The organism is Burkholderia reimsis (assembly GCF_003294055.1).
Taxonomy (GTDB): Bacteria; Pseudomonadota; Gammaproteobacteria; order Burkholderiales; family Burkholderiaceae; genus Burkholderia; species Burkholderia cepacia.
Window position 1 is genome coordinate 57,380 of the sequence record NZ_QMFZ01000041.1, and the last position, 20,294, is coordinate 77,673.

Sequence of the window (20,294 nt, forward strand, 5' to 3'; positions counted from 1 at the left end):
ATCGGTGCGGGCCGTCGGGCGCGATCAGTTCGCGTCGACCCGGTATCCTTGCTGGCGCAACAATTCGAGCACGCCGCGCGGGCCACCCAGATGCAGCGCGCCGATCGCGACGAACAGCGGCCGGTTCGGTGCGGCGATTGCCGTCATCCGTGCAACAAAGCGGCGGTTGCGCTCGTACACGATCTTGTTGTCGATCGACGCCGACAACACCTTCGAACGCGCGAGCCGTTCGCTCTTCGCGACGGCCCACGCCGAGATCGCATCGGCGTCGCCAATTCGCCACAGTCGATGCAGCGCCTTGATGTCGTCGGCGTTCTGCGCGGGCGTCTGCACCATGTCCTGCGCGAGCATCTCGCGCTGCTCGGCGAGCGTCAGCCCGGTGAACGCGCGCATCTGTTCGGCGAGCGTCTCGAGCCCGATCACGCGGCCGCCCTTCTTCTTCAGGAACACATTCTGCAACTGCGCCTCGGTGCCGTATTCGGTCTGCAGGCCGGCCGACAGCGAATCGTAGGTCTCGACGACGAGCGCCGCGAGCCACGGCCGCATCTTGCGGATCTCGGCGAGCGCGGCCGGGTTGCCGCGCAGGCGCGCCGCGAGCCGCTGCCACAGCGGCTCCGGCAGCAGGCGCTGCAGGCACGGATAGCGGCATACGCCGTACTTCGACACGTCGTCCTGCGATTCGAGCAGGTCGTCGGGCGACAGTTCGAGCGCGAGCGTCGGCGACGCGGCGAGCGCCGCGAGAATGCGCGGCCGGAACGGCTGCGCGCTCGGGTAATCGGACGGGTCGCCCGTGTGCAGCGTGCCGAGCACGTAGAGCGTGACACGCCCCTTGGTCGCGACGTAGAACGGCATGCGCGCGGGCTGCACGCGCACCGCGCCGCTCGCGACCGTGCCGTTCGACGCGGCGGGTGCATGAAAGCCCGGCAGGCTCATGCCGGGCGGCGGGACTTGCGACGGATGGATCGGTGAAGTGGCCGGCGCGCGCCCTTCGGCGCGCGCGGATTCGACGGGAACCACGAGGCTGGCCGCCACGCACGCGCCGGCCAGCGCCGCGCCCGTGACGGTACGCACGCCCCAGCGCCGCGCGTAGCGGTACGCGCGCATCACGCGCGCGCCGCTTGCCCCCGCACGGCGCACGCCGGACGCGCGCGCCGCCATCACTTCAGGCATTCGCCTCCCCTACCTCCTCGGCCCGATGGCAGGCCACGCGCCGGCCGTCGACCTCGCGCAGCTGCGGCTCCTCCGCACGGCAGCGCTCGACCGCATACGGGCAACGCTGGTGGAACGCGCAGCCCGACGGCGGATTGAGCGGCGACGGCAGTTCACCCTGCAGCTTGATCTGCACGCGGCGGTCTTCCTCGAAGATCGCCGGCGTCGCCGACATCAGCGCGCGCGTGTACGGATGGCGCGGCCGCGCGTAGATCGTCGCCTTGTCGCCGAGCTCCGCGACGCTGCCGAAGTACATCACCATCACGTCGTCCGCGACGTGCTCGACCACCGACAGGTTGTGCGAGATGAACACGTAGCTCGTCTTGAACTGCTCCTGCAGATCCATGAACAGGTTCAGGATCTGCGCCTGGATCGACACGTCGAGCGCGGACACCGGCTCGTCGGCGACGACGATGCGCGGATCGAGGATCATCGCGCGCGCGATCGCGACACGCTGGCGCTGGCCGCCCGAGAACATGTGCGGATAGCGCTTCGCGTGTTCGGGCCGCAGGCCGACCGTGCGCATGATCTGCGCGATGCGCTGCGCGCGTTCGGCGGCCGTCAGGTTCGCGTTGATCTCGAGCGGCTCGGAAAGCGTCTGCTCGACGGTCTTGCGCGGGTTCAGCGACGCGAACGGGTTCTGGAACACCATCTGCACGCGGCGGCGCAGGTCGGCGACCGTCTCGCGGTTCGCGCCGGCGACGTCCTTGCCGTCGATCGTCAGGTGGCCCGCGGTGGGCGTCTCGATCATCGTGAGCTGGCGCGCGAGCGTGGATTTTCCGCAGCCCGATTCGCCGACGACGGCGAGCGTCTTGCCGCGCTTCAGCGAGAACGACACGCCGTTCAACGCCTTCACCGTACCCTGCCCGAACATCCCGCGTTTCACCGAATAGTGTTTCGCGAGGCCGTCGGCCACGAGCACGGCTTCCTCGTCGTGCGGCGTGGCACGCGTCTGATTGACTGCATTCATCGTGCACCTCCCGTCAGGTCGAGGTTGGAAACATTGAGCGGCTTGATGCAACGCGCACGCATCGCATCGTTGGCCGGCACCAGCGTATCGAGCGCCGGCCGCGCCTTGCGGCAATCGTCGACGACGTACTTGCAGCGCGGCGCGAACAGGCACCCGGACGGGCGATCATCGCGGCCCGGCACCATGCCCGGCAATGCGGCAAGGCGACGCGCCCCCTTATTGTGCTCGGGAATCGCGGCGAGCAGCGCTTCGGTGTACGGATGATGCGGCGCGCGGAAGATGTCGGGCACGCGATTGGTCTCGATGACCTCGCCCGCATACATCACCGCGACACGCTGCGCGACTTCCGACACCACGGCCAGGTCGTGCGAGATCAGCACGAGCGCCATCCCGCGCTCCTTCTGCAGCTTGACGAGCAGGTCCATGATCTGCGCCTGGATCGTCACGTCGAGCGCGGTGGTCGGCTCGTCGGCGATCAGCAGCTTCGGGTTGCACGCGACGGCCATCGCGATCATCACGCGCTGGTTCATCCCGCCCGACATCTGGTGCGGGAACGACGCGATGCGGTTCTTCGCATCGGGAATGCCGACCTGGTCGAGCAGTTCGAGCGCGCGCCGGTGCAGCGCGTCGCCGCGCAGCCCTTCGTGCAGCTTCAGCACTTCCTTGATCTGGTAACCGACGGTGTAGCTCGGGTTCAGGCTCGTCAGCGCATCCTGGAACACCATCGCGATGTCCTTGCCGACGATCTTGCGGCGCGCTTTCGGCGATGCCTTCAGCAGGTCCACGCCGTTGAACGTGACCTCGTCGGCCGTCACCTTGCCTGGTGCGTCGATCAGGCCCATCAGCGCCATCATCGTCACGCTCTTGCCCGAGCCCGATTCGCCGACAACGCCCACCACCTCGCCCGGCGCGATCGACAGGTTGATCCGGTCGACGGCGGGCAGGCCGTTGAAGTTCACCGCGAGATTGCGGATGGTCAGTAGGTTCTCGCTCATGTCATGCCATCCGCTTCAGTTTGGGATCGAGCGCGTCGCGCAGCCCGTCGCCGAGCAGGTTGATCGCGAGCACCGAAATCAGGATCGACAGGCCGGGCATCGTCACGATCCACCATGCGTTGTCGATGTAGTCGCGCGCAGAAGCGAGCATTGCGCCCCACTCGGCGGTCGGCGGCTGCACGCCGAGGCCGAGGAAGCCGAGCGCGGCCGCGTCGAGGATCGCCGACGAGAAGCCGAGCGTCGCCTGCACGATCAGCGGCGCCGTGCAGTTCGGCAGCACCTGCGAGAACATCAGGCGCAGCGTGCCGGCACCGGCCACGCGCGACGCCGTCACGTACTCCTTCTGCAGCTCGCCGAGCGCCGACGCACGCGTGAGACGCACATAGGCCGGCAGCGCGACGATCGCGATCGCGAACATCGTGTTGGTGAGGCCCGGGCCGATGATCGCGACGACCGCGACCGCGAGCAGCAGCGACGGCAGCGCGAGCAGCACGTCCATGATGCGCATCACGGGCGTGTCGGCCCATTTCTGGAAGAACGCGGCGACGAGCCCGAGCACGATGCCGGGGATCAGCGCGAGCACGACCGACACGAAGCCGATCCAGAACGACATCCGCGCGCCGAACATCAGGCGCGACAGGATGTCGCGGCCCGCTTCGTCGGTGCCGAGGATGAATTGCCAGTTGCCGCCCGCGAGCCACGCGGGCGGAATCTTCACGTAGTCGCGGTATTGCTCGACCGGGCTGTGCGGCGCGAGCAGCGGTGCGAGCAGCGCGACCAGGATCAGCACGATCACGACGATCCCGGCGCCGACGGCGCCGCGGTTGCGCGAGAAGTTGGCCCAGAACTCGCGCAGCGCGAGCGCACGGCCGCCGGCCGGCGCGGATTCGCTCGGCAAGGTGTTTTGCAGATTGCTCATGGAATTACCTCGTGTGGCGGATGCGCGGATTCAGCACGCCGTACAGCAGGTCGACGACCAGGTTCACGACGATCACGAGCGTCGCGATCAGCAGGATGCCGCCCTGGACGACCGGATAGTCGCGACGGCCGATCGCATCGATCAGCCACTTGCCGACACCGGGCCACGAAAAGAGCGTCTCGGTCAGCACGGCGCCCGCGAGCAGCGTGCCGATCTGCAGGCCGATCACGGTGACGACCGGGATCAGCGCATTGCGCAGCGCATGCACGACGACCACGCGCGCGGGCGACAGCCCCTTCGCGCGTGCGGTGCGGATGTAGTCCTCGCGCAGCACTTCGAGCATCGACGAGCGCGTCATGCGTGCGATCACCGCGAGCGGGATCGTGCCGAGCACGATCGCGGGCAGGATCAGGTGGCTGACCGCCGACTTGAACGAGCCTTCGTCCGGCGCGAGCAGCGCGTCGATCAGCATGAAGCCCGTCGGATGCGGGAAGTCGTATTCGACGGCGATGCGCCCCGACACGGGCGTCCAGCCGAGGTATGACGAAAACACCATGATGAGGATCAGCCCCCACCAGAAGATCGGCATCGAGTAGCCGGTGAGCGCGGTGCCCATCACGCCGTGATCGACGACCGAGCCGCGCCGCAGCGCGGCGATCACGCCGGCCGGCAGGCCGACCGCGAGCGCGAACACGAGCGCGCACAGCGACAGTTCGACGGTCGCCGGGAAGCGCGCGAAGAACTCGCCCGCGACGCTCGTGTTGGTGATGATCGACGTGCCGAGGTCGCCATGCAGCGCCCGGCCGATGTAGTGGAGGTACTGCATGGGCAGCGGCTGGTCGAGCCCGAGGCGTTTCATCGCCTCCGCATGCATCGCGGGATCGACGCCGCGCTCGCCCATCATCACTTCGATGGGGTCGCCCGGTATCAGGTGAATCAGCGCAAACGCCAGGATGGTGATGCCGATGAAGGTCGGGATCACCATCCCCACGCGGCGCAACACGAATGTGAACATGATGCGTCTCGTATTTTCTTGTGGGAAATGTGCGACCGGCGACGGGAAGCTTTTGGCCTCCCGCCGCCGGATGAATTAGCCGGTCTTCGCGACAGCTTACGACAGGCGTATTACTTCACGCCAACACCGTCGAAACGAGCATAGCCGAGCGGCTCGATACGCATGTCGACCACGTTCTTGCGCACCGGCTGGTAGACCGTCGAGTTCGCGATCGGCGAGAACGGCAGCTGTTGCGCGAAGATCTGCTGGGCCTGCGTGTAGAGCTTCGTCCGCGCGTCCTGGCCCGTCGTCGTGCGGCCCTTCTGGACCAGCTCGTCGAACGGCTTGTAGCACCAGTGCGAGAAGTTGTTGCCCTTGATCGCTTCGCAGCCGAGCAGCGTGCCGAGCCAGTTGTCCGGGTCGCCGTTGTCGCCCGTCCAGCCGATCAGCATCGTGTCCTGCTCGCCCGAGTGCGCGCGCTTGATGTACTCGCCCCACTCGTACGTGACGATCTTCGCCTTCACGCCGATCTTCGCCCAGTCGGCCTGGATCATCTCGGCCATCAGGCGGGCGTTCGGGTTGTACGCGCGCTGCACGGGCATCGCCCACAGCGTGATCTCGAAGCCGTTCGCATAACCGGCCTTCGCCAGCAGCGCCTTCGCCTTCGCGGTGTCGTACGCGGCCATCTTCAGGTTCTTGTCGTACGACCATTGGGTCGGCGGCATCGGCGCGGAAGCCGCCTGGCCGGCGCCCTGGTAGACGGATTCGAGGATCGCCTTCTTGTTGATCGCCATGTCGAGCGCCTGACGCACCTCGAGCTTGTCGACCGGCTTGTGCTCGACGTTGTACGCGAGGTAGCCGAGGTTGAAGCCTGCCTGCGACGGCATGTCGACACCCGAATCGGCCTTCAGCGTCGCGATGTCGGCCGGACGCGGATAGCTCATCACCTGGCATTCGTTGCGCTTGATCTTCTGCACGCGCACGCCCGGGTCGGGCGTGATCGAGAAGATCAGCTTCGAGATCTTCACTTCGCCCTTCTTCCAGTAATCAGGATTGCCGTCGAACCGGATCGTCGCATCCTTCGTGTAGCTGCGGAAGATGAACGGGCCCGTGCCGACCGGCTTCTGGTTGATGTCGGCGGCCTTGCCGGCCTTCATCAGCTGGTCGCCGTATTCGGCCGACAGGATCGACGCGAATTCCATCGCCATGTTCTGGATGAACGGCGCATTCGGCTCGGCCAGCGTGAACTTCACGGTGTACGGATCGACCTTCTCGACCTTCGTGATCAGCTTGTCGAGGCCCATGTCGGTGAAGTACGGGAACGACACCGGGTACGCCTTGCGGAACGCCTGGTTCGGGTCGAGCATGCGCTGGAACGTGAACAGCACGTCGTCCGCGTTGAATTCACGCGTCGGCTTGAAGAAGTCGGTCGTGTGGAACTTCACGCCGTGGCGCAGGTGGAACGTGTACACCTTGCCGTCGGACGATACGTCCCATTTCTCGGCGAGGCCCGGCTCGACCTTCGTGCCGCCGCGCTCGAATTCGACGAGGCGGTTGTAGACGGTGAACGTGGCGGCGGTGAAATCGACGCCGGTCGTGAATTGCGCGGAATCGAAACCCGCCGGGCTGCCTTCTGAGCAGTAGACGAGCGTTTTGTTCGGAATCTGTGCGAATGCAGAACCCGCGACGCCGAGCGATGCCGCTGCCACGCCTGCAATGGCGGTAACACGCAGGGTGTGCAACAGACGGTTGTATTCCATGTTTCCTCCAGGTCTCCAGGTCGGAACCGGCCCGCCAGGGGCCGGCGTACGCGGATATTACTTGAGCTAACGATGTGGCAACAAGCTGGAGAAAAAACTCCTCTACATGCCCGCGCGGGTTTGTGCCGATGTTTAGTGGGGGTAAAAAATGCGAAAACGCGCGCGAGCGACAATTCCGTTCATCTCGCGCAAGTTTCGTTCGACGACTAAACAATTCGGGCGCGAACACGAAGGCTCGATGCGCCGTTTCCGCGTGTTCCGCAGCACATCATTGCGTTTTGCGAAACGATCCGATAATCGTCTTCAAATCGTCATGTCGTCACGCGGGTGCGTCGAGATCGGCGCTGCGCGCGGGCACGAACGCGACCGCGACGATCGACAGCGCGATTCCCGCCATCACGTAGTAAGTCGGCGCGAGCGGCGTGCCCGTGACCTTGATCAGCCACGTGACGATGAACTGCCCGAAACCGCCGAACAGCATCACCGCGACGTTGTACGCGATCGACAGCCCGGTCGAGCGCACGTTGGCCGGGAACAGTTCGGCGATCATCGCGCCGAACGGCCCGTAGTAGCCCGCGAGCGTGATCGACAACACGACCTGCACCGCGATCAGCCGCGCGATGCTCGGCGCCGCGTCGAGCCACGCGAACAGCGGATACATCAGCGCGAGCGTCAGCACCAGCGACCACAGCGACAGCCCCTTGCGGCCGATGCGGTCCGACCACGCGCCCGCGACCGGCGACAGCACCATCAGCAGCAGGTTGCCGGCGATCACCGCGTAGAACGATTCCGCGTAGGGCAGCTTCAGCTGCTTCACCGCGAAGGTCGGCAGATAGCTGATCAGCACGTAGATCGTCACCGTCAGCGCGATCACCGAGCCGAGCCCGCACAGCACCTCGCGCGGGTGGCGCGTGAACACTTCGCCGAGCGTCGCGCGGCGCGCGTTCTGCTGCGCATGCAGGAACGCTTCGGAATCGGCGAGATGGCGGCGGATGTAGAAGCCGATCGGGCCGATCACGAGCCCGAGGATGAACGGCACGCGCCAGCCCCAGCTGCGCAGTGCATCGTGCGACAGCCCGCGCGTGACGGCCGCGCCGACGAGCGCGCCGATCAGCAGCGCGGCCGCCTGGCTCGCCATCTGCCAGCTGCCGTAGAAGCCGCGTTTCGAGAACGGCGCGGCCTCGATCAGCAGCGCCGTCGCGCTGCCGAATTCGCCGCCCGCGGAGAAACCCTGCAGCAGGCGGCCCAGCACGATCAGGATCGGCCCGCCGATGCCGATCGCCGCGTAGGGCGGCGCGACCGCGAGCAGGAAGATGCCGCCCGTCATCAACAGGATCACGAGGGACAGCGCGGCCTTGCGGCCGGCGCGATCCGCGTACAGCCCGAACACGATGCCGCCGATCGGGCGCATGAAGAACGCGACGCCGAACGTCGCCGTTGTCAGCAGCAGCGACGAATATTCGCTGGAGGTCGGGAAGAACAGCTCGGCGATCACGACCGTCATGAAGCCGAACACCGTGAAGTCGTACCACTCGAGCGCGTTGCCGATCACGGCGGCGAACACCGCGCGGCGGTTCAGCGCACGCTCGGGCCGGATCGTTTTCGTTGAATTCGCAATCGTCGCCATGCGTGCCTCGTCCTCGTCAGTACGCCGTGTCGGGCGGCGCGGTGCGCGGGGTGCCCGCGGCGCGCTGGTTTGCAGCGAGTGTAGAAAGCGACGGAACCGTTTTCAAGCAATAAAAAACGCCCGCCATCGTTCGACGGCGGGCGTTTTGCGGTTTTCGCCACAATGCGGCATCGCACGATGCCGCACGGGCCTCAACCCATCTTCGAGAAGGCGCTGCACCAGCCCTTCGCCGACACCTGCTTGCCGGGGAAGGCGCCGCACGGGCCCGAGGCCGAGCCCTTCTTGCCCTGGTACAGCATGCAGGCCGCGCAATCCTGGCCCGCTGCGTATTTCGGGTACTTCGTCTTGTCGACCTTCGTGGCATCGGCCTTGTAGCCGAGCGCCACGGCGGTCGGATCGGTTTCCGACAGCATCGGTGCATCGGCCAGCGCTTCGCGCGACAGCGCCAGCGCGGACACGGCACCAATGCTCGTAATCAGGAAACTCCGACGGGATGTTTTCATGGGGGACTCGCTCCAACGTTATCGGTTTGAAAGCTGTTCTGGCGACAGCCGTTCGACAGAATAACGCTCAAGCCGATAAATGTGCGCGCCGAAATTCCAGAGATAAGGAATTTCACACGGCTAGCCATGTGGCCGCAACCTGGCCGACACGTGCCCGCTACATATCCGCTACACACCCGCCACATCAGCGGTAAGCGGCCATGTCGCCCACGCGCTGCGCGAGCGCGAGCGACGCGGTGAGCCCCGGCGACTCGATGCCGAACAGGTTCACGAGCCCGCGCACGCCATGCTGCGCGGCGCCCTGCACGATGAAATCGGCCGGCGGCTCGCCGGGCCCCGCGAGCTTCGGCCGGATGCCCGCGTAGGCCGGCTGCAGCGCGTCGTCGGGCAAGCCCGGCCAGAACGCGCGGATCGACGCGTAAAACGCGGTTGCACGCGCCGGATCGACTTCGTAGCGCAGCGAATCGCACCACTCGACATCCGGGCCGAAACGCGCCTGCCCACCGAGATCGAGCGTCAGGTGCACGCCGAGCCCCGCGCGATCGGGCATCGGGTAGATCAGGTGCGAGAACGGCGCGCGGCCCGACAGGCTGAAGTAATTGCCGCGCGCGAGATAGAGCGGCGGCACCCAGCGCGGGTCGAGGCCGCGCGTGCGGCGCGCCAGCGCCTGCGCGCCGAGGCCCGCGCTGTTGATCACGCACGCGGCCTCGATCTCGGCGGGCGCGTCGCCGCCCGTGCGCACGACGAAGCGCCCGCCGCGCAGCACGTCGATCGATTCGACCGGGGATTTCAGCGCGCACACGGCACCGTCGCGCTCGGCGTCGCCGAGCAGCGCGAGCATCAGCTGGTGGCTGTCGACGATGCCGGTGGACGGCGAGAACAGCGCCTCGACGCATTCGAGCGCGGGCTCGAGCGTCTGCGCCTCGGCACGCGTGAGCGGCATCAGGTCGAGCACGCCGTTCTCGGCCGCGCGCGCGGCGATCGCCTTCAACTGCTTCACCTGCGCGACGCTGGTGGCGACGAGCAGCTTGCCGGTGCGCCGGTGCGGCACGTGATGCGTCTCGCAGAATTCGTACAGCAGGTCGCGCCCGTGCACGCACGACGTCGCCTTCAGCGACCCGCGCGGATAGTAGAGCCCCGCATGGATCACTTCGCTGTTGCGCGAGCTCATACCCGTGCCGATCGCATCGGCGGCCTCGAGCACGAGCGTTTCACGCCCGCGCGCGGCCAGTTCGCGCGCAATCGCAAGACCGACGACGCCCGCGCCGATCACGACACAATCCATCTGCTCCATGACGTTTCGCGCCGCTAGCGCGTCGAGGGGAGAGAAGAGAATTGTACGTCCCGGTTCTCCCGCTTGCCGAAGGTCGCGCACCGCGTCGCGGCGACACGGTGCACGCCGTACGGCGCGGCACGCGCATGCCGCCGCCGTGCCCGCGCCGCCGGTTCAGAAGCCGATCGGCCGGCGCTTCGCGGCGCCCTCGTCGGCCCGGATGTCGCGCGGCCCGATCGCGTCGCGCCCGTCGAGCCGGGCGGCGCCGAATGCATGCAGCAGCGCGCGGCGCATCGTGCGCGGCGGTGTCGCGGCCAGCACGTCGAGCGCGTCGTCGCCCAGGGTCTCCGGGAAGCGCCGCCCCCACGCATGCGACGTGCGGATCTCGTCGTAGATCGTCTGCGCGATCCGGCGCGCGCCGGCCGCATCGGGCGGCTCGATCTCGTACACGTTCATCCGGTTGAGCAGCGGCTCCGGGATCGCATGCGCATCGTTCGCGGTCGCGATCCAGATCACGTTGCCCGCATCGATCGGCACTTCCGCGAATTCGTCGATGAACGCGCGCGCGGTGTCGTGCTCGAGCAACGCGTACAGCGCGCCGAGCGGATCGTATTGCGCGTCGCTGCCGGCCTTGTCGATCTCGTCGACCGTGATCACCGGGTTCGCGTAGCTGCCGTTCACGAGCGCATCGAACACCTTGCCGGGCTTCGCGTTCTTCCATTGCGACGACGCCCCCGACAGGATCCATCCGGCCGTCAGCGAACTCATCGGCACGTAGTGGTACGCGGTGCCGAGCAGCTGCGCGAGCGCCTTCGCGAAATGCGTCTTGCCGATGCCCGGGGGCCCGAGCAGCAGGATCGGCATCAGTTCGAGCCGGTCGTCCGTTTCGAGACACAGCGCGATCTGCTTGCGCACGTCGTCGAGCGGCTCGGCGAAATTGGGCAATGCCTCGCCGAGCGCGTCGAACGACGGCATCCGGTTCGGCTTCACGCAAAAGCGCAGATTGCCCGTCTTGAGCATCTTCTCGTAGGTGGCGCGCAGTGCGTCGCTCGCGCTCTCGTTCAGGTCGCTCAGCGCCGTCTCGACCTGCTCGAGGTCGTACACCGTGCTGAAGGACGCCACCGCCAGTTCCTGTTTCACCATCGCCGTCGTCATACCAACCTCGCTGCCGCTTGCTGTCACACGATCATCAGACCCTTACGATTTCAGTGTAGCGATCCCGTATTCCCGCGCAAGCAAGCAGCCACGCGCGTGTGCTGCTAACACCCGCGCGCGCTGCACGCCAGCGCACCGCGGCGTATGATCGTCGGTTCACCCACCCGCCGCACCGGCCCGGCCGACCGCGCCCCCCGCGGCGCGTCGGATCTCGCCCCGAAGGTATGCCGATGTCCGTCCCCACTGCTTTCCCGCGCGTCGATGCCGATGCGACCGGCGCCGTCGACGCGGCGCTCACGTCGCGCCGTGCGATCCGCGCGTTCCTGCCGACGCCCGTGCCGCGCGACACGCTCGAGGCGATCCTCGAAGCCGCGAGCCGCGCGCCGTCGGGCACCAACATCCAGCCGTGGCGCGTGTACGTCGCGACGGGCGCCACGCGCGACGCGCTCGCCGCCGCGCTCACCGCGGCCCACGACGATCCCGCGCGCGACGAGAAATACGTCGCCGAGTACGACTACTACCCGCGCGAATGGGTGTCGCCGTATATCGACCGGCGCCGCAAGGTCGGCTGGGACCTGTACGGCCTGTTGAACATCGGCCGCGACGACAAGGCGCGCATGCATGCGCAGCACGCGCGCAACTTCCGCTTCTTCGATGCGCCGGTCGCGCTGTTCTTCACACTCGACCGCGTGATGACACACGGTGCATGGCTCGACTGCGGGATGTTCCTGCAAGGCGTGATGACGGCCGCGCGCGCACGCGGGCTCGATACCTGCCCGCAGGCCGCGTTCGTGCCGTTTCACCGGATCATCGCCGAACACCTCGGCATTCCCGCCAACGAACAGTTGGTCTGCGGCATGTCGCTCGGCCATGCGGACCCCGACGCGATCGAGAACCGCCTCGTCACCGAGCGCGCGAGCGTCGCGGAGTTCGCGCGTTTTTTCGGTTGAAAACGCATGACGCGGCCCTACCTTTCGAACAGGACCGCATCGTGCGGCGAACCTGTCGCGACGCGTCCTGTCACATCACGACCGAAATCGATCGGGCGTAAGATGTGCGTCCGTTCCCCGCTATCGCGCGTTCCCGGAGACGTTTCATGCTGAAACACGGCCTGGCCGTCCTGCTCGCGAGCATCGCGCTCGCCGCCCATGCGCAGAGCCCCGCGCCGGCCTCCGTCGCGTGGGAGATCCAGGTGGTACGCGACGGTCAGACCATCGACACGTTCCAGCAGCGCACCACCGTGGGTCAGACCCGCACCGATACCCATCGCTATCCGTCCGCCGTGCCGGTCGGCTGCGGCAATGCCGCGCGCGTCGTGCCGACCGAGCGCTCGCGCTCGGTGACGGTCGCGCCGCTCACCGTCGATGCCGGCGCGAACACCGTGTCGCTCGCGCTCGACGTGCAGGAAACGCTCGACGACGAAAACGCGACGCGCAGCGATCCGTGCGTACCCGCGTCGCCGCGGCAAATCGTCGCAAGCCACCCGGGCCTGACGGTCGGCGCCGACGCGTGGACCGACTGGACGCTCGTCGAGCAGCGTCCGCACCTCGTGTACCGCGTGCGTGCGCACGTCGCGAAGGATTGAGCGTCATGTCCGCCGACGCTCTCTCCCTGCCGTTCGCCGAACCGCACGCCGCGCCCGACGAAATCACCGCGGTGAGCTGGAACCTGCACAAGGGCCGCTCGCCGCTCGGCTTCACCGCGTGGAACGCGATGCGCAACTGGATGCAGTCGACGCACGCCGACGTGTATTTCCTGCAGGAAGCGATGGCGCGCCGCATGCCGCGCCCGATGCTCGCGCCCGGCTTCGGCGCGCCGATGGACGACGCGGTCGACGACGTGTGGCACTGCCAGGCCACCGAGATCGCGCAGGCGCTCGACTGGCAGATCGCGCTCGGGCCGAACGTGTTCAAGCCGTCGTGGCGGCACGGCAACGCGATCCTGTCGCCGCATCCGCTCGACCTCGGCGGCCGCTGGGACATCTCCGCGCACCGCTTCGAGCGGCGCGGGCTGCTGGTCGCGCGGGCAACGCTCGCGGGCGCGCGACCGGTCACGCTGCTGTGCGCGCACCTCGCGCTCACGCGCGCCGCGCGGCTGCGCCAGATGCACTGGATCGCGCACTGGATCGTGCGCAACGCGGGCGACGGCCCGCTGATGCTGGCCGGCGACTTCAACGACTGGCGCAACGATTCGGTCGCGCTGTTCGGCGAGATCGGGTTGTCCGAGGTCGCGACGCTGCTCGGCGAATCGGGCCGCACGTTCCCCGCGTTCTCGCCGGCGCTCGCGCTCGACAAGATGTTCGTGCGCGGGCTGACGCCGCTCGAATGGCGCGCGCCGTCCGGCGAGGCCGCGTGGCTGTCGGACCACCTGCCGTATATCGCGCGCCTGCGCCTCGATCCGCAATAACGGCTATACGGCCGCGAAACGACCGCAAAACGCTCGCAACAACGACCGCGACCGCGAGTCGATCACGCCTCCGGTCGCCCCCGGCGAAAGCGCGGCCGCGCGGCGCGCGCTACATTAACGGCTTGCCCGTTCCTCCCGCGCCCGCCGCCGGGCCGCACCGCCATGACCTACCTGCCGATCCTGCTGCAAATCGCCGTCGTCTATCTCGTCGCCGCGATCACCCCCGGCCCGAATTTCTTCATGATTTCGCAACTGTCGCTCGCGGGGCGGCGCAGCCTCGGCGCCGCGTCGGCGCTCGGCGTCGGCACCGCGTCGGTCGCCTGGGCCTCGCTCGCGATGCTCGGCCTCGCGGCCGTGCTGCACCAGGTCGAATGGCTGTACGAGGCGATCCGGATCGGCGGTGCCGTGTACCTCGTGTATTTCGGCTTCAAGCTGCTGCGCGCGGGCGTGCGCCGCGACGCGGCACCGGCCGATGCGCCCGACGAACACGCACCGCTGGCCGCGCCGCACGCGCGCGATTACCTGCGCGCGTATCGCAGCGGCCTGTTCACGTGCCTGACGAACCCGAAATCGTGCGCGTTCTGGACCAGCGTGTTCGCCGCGATGCTGCCCGCGCACGTGCCGCTGTGGTTCAACGGCGCGGTGCTGGTGACGATCGGCGCGCTGTCGGCCGGCTGGTATTCGTGCGTCGCGTACCTGTTCGCGAGCCCGCGCGCGCAGCGCGGCTACCGGCGCGTGCGGCGCCCGCTCGACGCGCTGTGCGGCGTGGCGCTCGTCGGCCTCGGCGCGAAACTCGCGGCCGAGCGCTGAAAACCGAAAGCAGATTGAAATAATTCGTTGCGCCAAATCCGCGCAGCCGCGGGGGTCAAGCCCGCGATCCGCGCCAACAGGGTAAAATAACGAGTTCCTCAATCGTCTGTCATCGAGAAGGCGCGTGTCCGACGCGCCGGCCGGCCGATCCTCGATCGGGCCGTCGCACTCGGTTTTTTTGCCCGTTTTTGGGCCCGTTACTCGCGTTCGCTACGCGCGTCCGTTTTCAAAGCCATGAGCAAATACGACACCGCCACCGTCCAATCCGTCCATCACTGGACCGACACGCTGTTCAGCTTCACCTGCACCCGTGAGGCGAGCCTGCGCTTCAACAACGGCGAATTCACGATGGTCGGCCTCGAAGTCGACGGCAAGCCGCTCGCGCGCGCCTACTCGATCGTCAGCCCGAACTACGAAGAGCATCTCGAATTCTTCAGCATCAAGGTGCAGAACGGCCCGCTGACGTCGCGCCTGCAGCACCTGAAGGTGGGCGACACGGTGCTGATCGGCAAGAAGCCGACGGGCACGCTGGTTGCCGACAACCTGCTGCCGGGCAAGACGCTGTGGATGCTGTCGACGGGCACGGGCCTCGCGCCGTTCATGTCGATCATCCGCGATCCGGACATCTACGAACGCTTCGACAAGGTGATCCTGACGCACACGTGCCGCCTGAAGGGCGAGCTCGCGTACATGGACTACATCAAGCACGACCTGCCGGGCCACGAGTACCTCGGCGACATCATCAAGGAAAAGCTCGTCTACTACCCGACGGTCACGCGCGAAGCGTTCGACAACGAAGGCCGGATCACCGACCTGATCGCGACGGGCAAGCTGTTCACGGATCTCGACGTCCCGCCGTTCTCGCCGGAAAACGACCGCGTGATGCTGTGCGGCAGCACCGCGATGCTGAAGGACACGACCGACCTGCTGAAGCAGGCCGGCCTCGTCGAAGGCAAGAACAGCGCGCCGGGCCACTACGTGATCGAACGCGCATTCGTGGACTGATCAGTCCCCAGATTTGCGCGTCATCAAGAACCGGAGCAAAAGCTCCGGTTTTTTTTCGTCCCTACTTGGCGAATTCGTAACAAATTGGGATCATCCCATCTCAAATAGTTACATTTGGATACGTCATCGTCCGGCGCTCGGGTGTCAGTGTTTTTCCTACAACACGTTCATTCCGATTATTCACATTTACCCTTAAATGTCCGCCCGACATGACCTTTTCGGAAATTTTGAGATATTATTCGCCGCGCGTGGTTGCCGTTCGGATGAGAGTGGAAGGGTCGGATGCAAGTGTTACAAGACGTAACTTTTGTTACCTCGGCAGGGTGCGATTCTCTGGCGGCGACCGTCTTCGAAACGGCAGCCGATCCACGCAGCCAGCCGGTGTCTGAACCGCTTTCTGACAGCAGGGAGAGTCATGGATACGTCGCTTAACGCGCCTTTGGGCGCCCACGCCCCGTTCCCGTCGCAACAGCTCGTGCCGGGCTGCGCCGCGACTCCGCCCATTGCCGACGCCGCGCCGAAACGCGGCGCCTCCGCCGCGCGGATCGCAGCGCTGTCTGCCCAATTGCTCGCCGCCGACGAAGCCGCTCGCCGCCACCTGGCCGGTGAGTTGCATGACGGACTCGGCGCCGAACTGACCGCCGCGCGTTTCGCGCTCGCAAACGTTCAAACGTGGCTGCCGGCCGACGCGCCGGACGGTTGCCTGCGCGCGCTGGAGCTGGCGCAGCAGGCGCTCGACGCCGCAACCGACGCGAATCGCCGGCTGATCGACGAGCGCGACACGCCGGCGCTCGACGCGGGCGTGGTCGGCGCGTTGTCGTCGTGGGTCGACACCCATGCGGCACGCACGGGCCTGCGCACCAGCTTCGTGTGCGCGGCCGATGCGCGCCTGACGCAAGTCGCCGGCGCCGGCGCGCTCGCGGTGTTCCGCGTCGCGCAGGAAGCGTTGTCGAACGTCGCGAAGCACGCCCGCGCGACGTCGGTCGACGTGCGGATCGTCACCGACGGCACGCATCTGTCACTGATTATCTCCGACGATGGTACCGGTTTCCCCCGCAGCCGCCGCAGCGGCTACGGTCTCGCCGGCATGCGCGCCCGCTGCGAGGCGTTCGGCGGCAGCTTCGAGACGGCCACGCCGGAAGCCGGCCACGGCACGCGCGTCACCGCGCGCTTCGCCTGGGATTCGCTGCTCGCGGTGCCCGTCACGGCCCGCCGCGCGTCGCTTTCGTGAGGTCGTCATGAGCCTGAACATCCTGCTCGTGGACGATCACGCGATCGTCCGGCAAGGGATCCGCCAGTTGCTGATCGACCGTGGCGTCGCGCGCGACGTCACCGAGGCCGAGAACGGCGGCGACGCCATGGCCGCCGTCGACAAGCAGGAATTCGACGCGATCCTGCTCGACATCTCGCTGCCGGACACGAACGGCATCGAAGTGCTCAAGCGCCTCAAGCGCAAGCTGCCGCGCACGCCGGTGCTGATGTTCTCGATGTACCGCGAGGATCAGTACGCGGTGCGCGCGCTGAAGGCCGGTGCCGCCGGCTACCTGTCGAAGACGGTCAACGCCGCGCAGATGATCGGCGCGATCCAGCAGGTCGCGGCCGGCCGCAAGTACGTGAGCCCCGCGATGGCCGAGGCGCTCGCCGAATACGTGTCGTTCGAGAACGAACCGCTGCCGCACGAGAAGCTGTCCGATCGCGAATACCAGACGCTCTGCATGCTCGCGTCGGGCAAGCGGCTCACCGATATCGCGAACACGCTGTCGCTGTCCGTGAAGACGGTGAGCGTGTACCGGTCGCGGCTGCTCGAGAAGATGCGGCTGTCGAACAATGCGGAACTCACGTTCTACGTGATGAGCAACCAGCTCGTCGACATGGCGCCCACGGCCGGCGCCTGATTTCCCCGCCCGGCCCGACTCACCTGGCCCGACCCGGCGACGCGGCGCATGCCGCGCCGCCGCCGAGTGCCGTCCGCCGCCCCGCCTTTGGGCGCGCAAGCGCTTGTTTTATCGGACGATTTCGCGGCACACCGCTGCGCCGCAGCGAGTCTTGCGCGCCAAATCGGCTAAAATTGCGGGTTTTCACTCAGTCAGCGCTATCGCGCCCGCGCGCGCTGGCGATTCATCCGCAATGTCTCTCTTCCGCAAGAAAAACGTCGATCGCATGATCGCCGGCGCGCAGACCGCCGGGCTCAAGAAAGCGCTCGGCGCGATCGACCTCACCTTCCTCGGCATCGGCGCGATCATCGGCACCGGCATCTTCGTGCTGACCGGCACCGGCGCCGTGCAGGCCGGCCCCGCGCTGATGCTGTCGTTCGTGATCGCCGCGATCGCATGCGGCCTCGCGGCGCTGTCGTACGCGGAATTCGCGTCGACGATCCCCGTCGCCGGCTCGATCTACACGTACTCGTACGCGACGCTCGGCGAACTCGTCGCGTGGATCATCGGCTGGGACCTGATGCTCGAATACGGCCTCGCGTCGTCGGCCGTGTCGGTCGGCTGGTCGGGTTACCTGCAGTCGCTGCTGCAGGGCTTCGGGCTGACGCTGCCCACCGTGCTGACGGCCGCGCCCGGCGCGGTGCCGGGTGTCGTCACGTGGTTCAACCTGCCCGCGTTCCTCGTGATGATCGTGATCACCACGCTGCTGTCGATCGGCATCCGCGAGTCGACCCGCATCAACAACATCATGGTGTTCATCAAGGTGTCGGTCGTGCTGCTCGTGATAGCGGTCGGCGTGTTCCATGTGACGCCCGCCAACTGGAAGCCGTTCATGCCGCACGGCTGGAACGGCGTGTTCGGCGCGGCGGCCGTGATGTTCTTCGCGTTCATCGGCTTCGACGCGGTGTCGTCGGCGGCCGAGGAAGTGAAGAATCCGAAACGCGATTTGCCGATCGGCATCATCGCGTCGCTCGCGGTGTGCGCGGTGCTGTACGTGACGGTCGCCGCGGTCGCGACCGGCATCGTGCCGTCGGCGCAGTACGCGAACATCTCGCACCCGATCTCGTATGCACTGCAGGTCGCCGGCGAGACGTGGGTGGCGGGCTTCATCGATCTCGGCGCCGTGCTCGGCATGCTGACCGTGATCCTCGTGATGAGCTACGGCCAGACGCGCGTGATCTTCGCGATGTCGCGCGACGGGCTGCTGCCGGCAACGCTGTCGCGCGTGCACCCGCGCTTCGCGACGCCGTTCCTGACGACCTGGCTCGTCGGCCTGTTCTTCGGGCTGATCGCCGCGCTCGTGCCGCTCAACGTGCTCGCCGAGCTGATCAACATCGGCACGCTCGCGGCGTTCTCGATGGTGTCGATCGCGGTGCTCGTGCTGCGCCGCACGCACCCCGACCTGCCACGCGCGTTCCGCTGCCCCGGCGTGCCGGTCGTGCCGATCCTCGCGGTCGCATCGTGCCTGTTCCTGATGCTGAACCTGCAGCCCGTCACGTGGGCCGCGTTCGGCATCTGGCTCGTGATCGGCCTCGTGATCTACTTCCTGTACTCGCGTCACCACTCGAAGCTCGCGCACGGTCACCACGACGCGCACTGAGCGCCGCCGTGCCGCACGCGGCACGGTGCGCATCCGCGGGGCCGCCATCCGGCCCCGCCCTCTCCTCTCCCTCGCCCGTCACGCCGCCGCGTTGCGTTTCCCGCAACGATTCGCGCGGCAGTTCCCGTTTTCATCGGCTGTTTTTCGAATACCGGTATATTCGATTCGGATCGACAAATTAATCGATGAAAAATGTAATTCAATTGAATTGAATATGAATAGAAGAAAATAATCTCGCAAACGACATTGAACTCCTTCATTCGCCAAACTAGTATTCAGGTCGGCCGGCCGCACACACCCGCCCAGCCTGCGTCAGACGGGGAATTTGCCGCAGCATGAGCGCAACGCGATGCAATCGGCTTCATCGAATCGCATTGCCATCAAACAGAAATTCATTGCGTGTTCACGGACGAATTTTCAGCATCTTTTTAATTAACAACATTTAAAGCCGGATAATCCGGTCGCTGGTATTGAATTGCCTCCGAGGGGAGGCATGTCGCTGCACCTGTCCGAAGTTCAACAAGAACCAGAGAGGTCTGTCATGAGCAATACATTGGTCAACGTCACGGCGAAGGTCGAAATCAGCGCGACCAACCAGACGATTGCGGGGCTCAGGGATTATCAAAGCAAGAACTGGGCGATCGGGCTGAACGGGGATACGCTCGCGCCGGATGGTTTCCTCACGTTCTTCACCGAACGCAACCTGCCGTTCAGCTACTACGTCCGCGCGCGTGGCGTCTCGGTCGGCGAGCCGAGCGCATACCAGGCGAACATCGAGACGCTGACGCAGCACATCGCCGCGATTCGCGCGTCGGAGACGAACCAGGTCCAGGCGACGATCCGCGAGCTCGAGCTGTACAAGTCGCGGAACTGGGCGATCGGCCTGAACGGCACGACGCTGCAGCCGGACAATTTCCTGCCGTTCTTCGGCACCCGCTCCGTGCCGTTCGAGTATTACGTGCGCAGCGGCGGCGTCGAGCTCGGCTCGCCGAGCGCGTATGACAACAACATCCGCAACCTGACGCAGTACCTGGGCTCGCTCTGACGCATCGCCCCGCCGGGCGGATGCGTCCGCCCGGCAACCTGCCGACGGCCCGGCACGGGCCGTCCCGCTCGCCTTCCCCGCCGCTGCGC

Annotated in this window: 19 protein-coding genes; 9 read left to right on the top strand and 10 right to left on the bottom strand. The window is 66.7% G+C overall.

Translation table 11 applies throughout. The features are described from left to right. Positions 1–24: 24 nt before the first annotated feature. The 10 genes from DPV79_RS33880 to DPV79_RS33925 all read right to left on the bottom strand — a co-directional run bounded on the left by DPV79_RS33880 (position 25) and on the right by DPV79_RS33925 (position 11,405). Complete coding sequence (locus tag DPV79_RS33880) at positions 25–1,170, bottom strand: TraB/GumN family protein (RefSeq protein WP_113047476.1); 1,146 nt, start codon at positions 1,168–1,170, stop codon at positions 25–27. Then, a complete protein-coding gene (locus DPV79_RS33885) occupies positions 1,163–2,179 on the bottom strand; it encodes a peptide ABC transporter ATP-binding protein (protein ID WP_021163770.1) in 1,017 nt (338 codons plus the stop codon). The genes DPV79_RS33880 and DPV79_RS33885 overlap by 8 nt, the downstream gene beginning before the upstream one ends. After that, positions 2,176–3,174: an ABC transporter ATP-binding protein gene (locus tag DPV79_RS33890; RefSeq protein ID WP_021163769.1), complete on the bottom strand. Its 999-nt coding sequence runs from the start codon at positions 3,172–3,174 to the stop codon at positions 2,176–2,178. Before DPV79_RS33890 ends, DPV79_RS33885 begins: the two co-directional genes overlap by 4 nt. A 1-nt stretch (position 3,175) precedes the next feature. After that, on the bottom strand, positions 3,176–4,093 hold the full coding sequence (locus DPV79_RS33895; RefSeq protein WP_021163768.1) for an ABC transporter permease subunit: 918 nt from the start codon (positions 4,091–4,093) through the stop codon (positions 3,176–3,178). Between the two features lie 4 nt (positions 4,094–4,097). After that, on the bottom strand, positions 4,098–5,108 hold the full coding sequence (locus DPV79_RS33900) for an ABC transporter permease subunit (protein ID WP_011353491.1): 1,011 nt from the start codon (positions 5,106–5,108) through the stop codon (positions 4,098–4,100). Positions 5,109–5,218: 110 nt separating this feature from the next. Next, positions 5,219–6,847 (bottom strand): ABC transporter substrate-binding protein, encoded by a 1,629-nt coding sequence (locus DPV79_RS33905; protein ID WP_021163767.1) that lies wholly within the window; start codon positions 6,845–6,847, stop codon positions 5,219–5,221. Positions 6,848–7,166: 319 nt separating this feature from the next. Further along, complete coding sequence (locus tag DPV79_RS33910) at positions 7,167–8,474, bottom strand: MFS transporter (RefSeq protein WP_021163766.1); 1,308 nt, start codon at positions 8,472–8,474, stop codon at positions 7,167–7,169. A gap of 191 nt (positions 8,475–8,665) precedes the next feature. Beyond that, complete coding sequence (locus tag DPV79_RS33915; RefSeq protein ID WP_021163765.1) at positions 8,666–8,977, bottom strand: high-potential iron-sulfur protein; 312 nt, start codon at positions 8,975–8,977, stop codon at positions 8,666–8,668. Positions 8,978–9,161: 184 nt separating this feature from the next. Beyond that, positions 9,162–10,271, bottom strand: a complete 1,110-nt coding sequence (locus DPV79_RS33920) for an NAD(P)/FAD-dependent oxidoreductase (protein ID WP_113047477.1) — start codon at positions 10,269–10,271, stop codon at positions 9,162–9,164. 153 nt (positions 10,272–10,424) lie between these two features. After that, on the bottom strand, positions 10,425–11,405 hold the full coding sequence (locus DPV79_RS33925) for an AAA family ATPase (protein ID WP_048026605.1): 981 nt from the start codon (positions 11,403–11,405) through the stop codon (positions 10,425–10,427). Between the two features lie 230 nt (positions 11,406–11,635). Here DPV79_RS33925 and DPV79_RS33930 point away from each other — a divergent pair, with 230 nt between their 5' ends. The 9 genes from DPV79_RS33930 to DPV79_RS33970 all read left to right on the top strand — a co-directional run bounded on the left by DPV79_RS33930 (position 11,636) and on the right by DPV79_RS33970 (position 20,205). Further along, positions 11,636–12,355 carry a nitroreductase gene (locus DPV79_RS33930; protein ID WP_042977599.1) on the top strand — a complete coding sequence of 240 codons (720 nt, stop codon included), beginning with the start codon at positions 11,636–11,638 and terminating at the stop codon, positions 12,353–12,355. 146 nt (positions 12,356–12,501) lie between these two features. Next, positions 12,502–12,990: a hypothetical protein gene (locus DPV79_RS33935; protein WP_048026603.1), complete on the top strand. Its 489-nt coding sequence runs from the start codon at positions 12,502–12,504 to the stop codon at positions 12,988–12,990. Positions 12,991–12,995: 5 nt separating this feature from the next. Further along, on the top strand, positions 12,996–13,811 hold the full coding sequence (locus DPV79_RS33940) for an endonuclease/exonuclease/phosphatase family protein (RefSeq protein WP_021163082.1): 816 nt from the start codon (positions 12,996–12,998) through the stop codon (positions 13,809–13,811). A gap of 162 nt (positions 13,812–13,973) precedes the next feature. Next, the gene (locus DPV79_RS33945) at positions 13,974–14,621 is read left to right on the top strand and encodes a LysE family translocator (protein WP_113047478.1); all 648 of its coding nucleotides are present in this window, start codon (positions 13,974–13,976) and stop codon (positions 14,619–14,621) included. 234 nt (positions 14,622–14,855) lie between these two features. After that, on the top strand, positions 14,856–15,626 hold the full coding sequence (locus tag DPV79_RS33950) for a ferredoxin--NADP reductase (RefSeq protein ID WP_027788896.1): 771 nt from the start codon (positions 14,856–14,858) through the stop codon (positions 15,624–15,626). A gap of 415 nt (positions 15,627–16,041) precedes the next feature. Next, entirely contained in the window at positions 16,042–16,857 is an 816-nt protein-coding gene (rqpS, locus tag DPV79_RS33955) for a quorum system sensor histidine kinase RqpS (protein ID WP_042973076.1), read from the top strand. Positions 16,858–16,864: 7 nt separating this feature from the next. Then, positions 16,865–17,521: a response regulator transcription factor RqpR gene (gene rqpR, locus DPV79_RS33960; RefSeq protein WP_021157028.1), complete on the top strand. Its 657-nt coding sequence runs from the start codon at positions 16,865–16,867 to the stop codon at positions 17,519–17,521. 232 nt (positions 17,522–17,753) lie between these two features. Further along, positions 17,754–19,160, top strand: coding sequence for a branched-chain amino acid transporter BcaP (gene bcaP / locus DPV79_RS33965; protein WP_059586873.1), 1,407 nt, complete (start codon positions 17,754–17,756; stop codon positions 19,158–19,160). 541 nt (positions 19,161–19,701) lie between these two features. Further along, positions 19,702–20,205: a hypothetical protein gene (locus DPV79_RS33970; protein ID WP_027788893.1), complete on the top strand. Its 504-nt coding sequence runs from the start codon at positions 19,702–19,704 to the stop codon at positions 20,203–20,205. Positions 20,206–20,294: the final 89 nt, after the last annotated feature.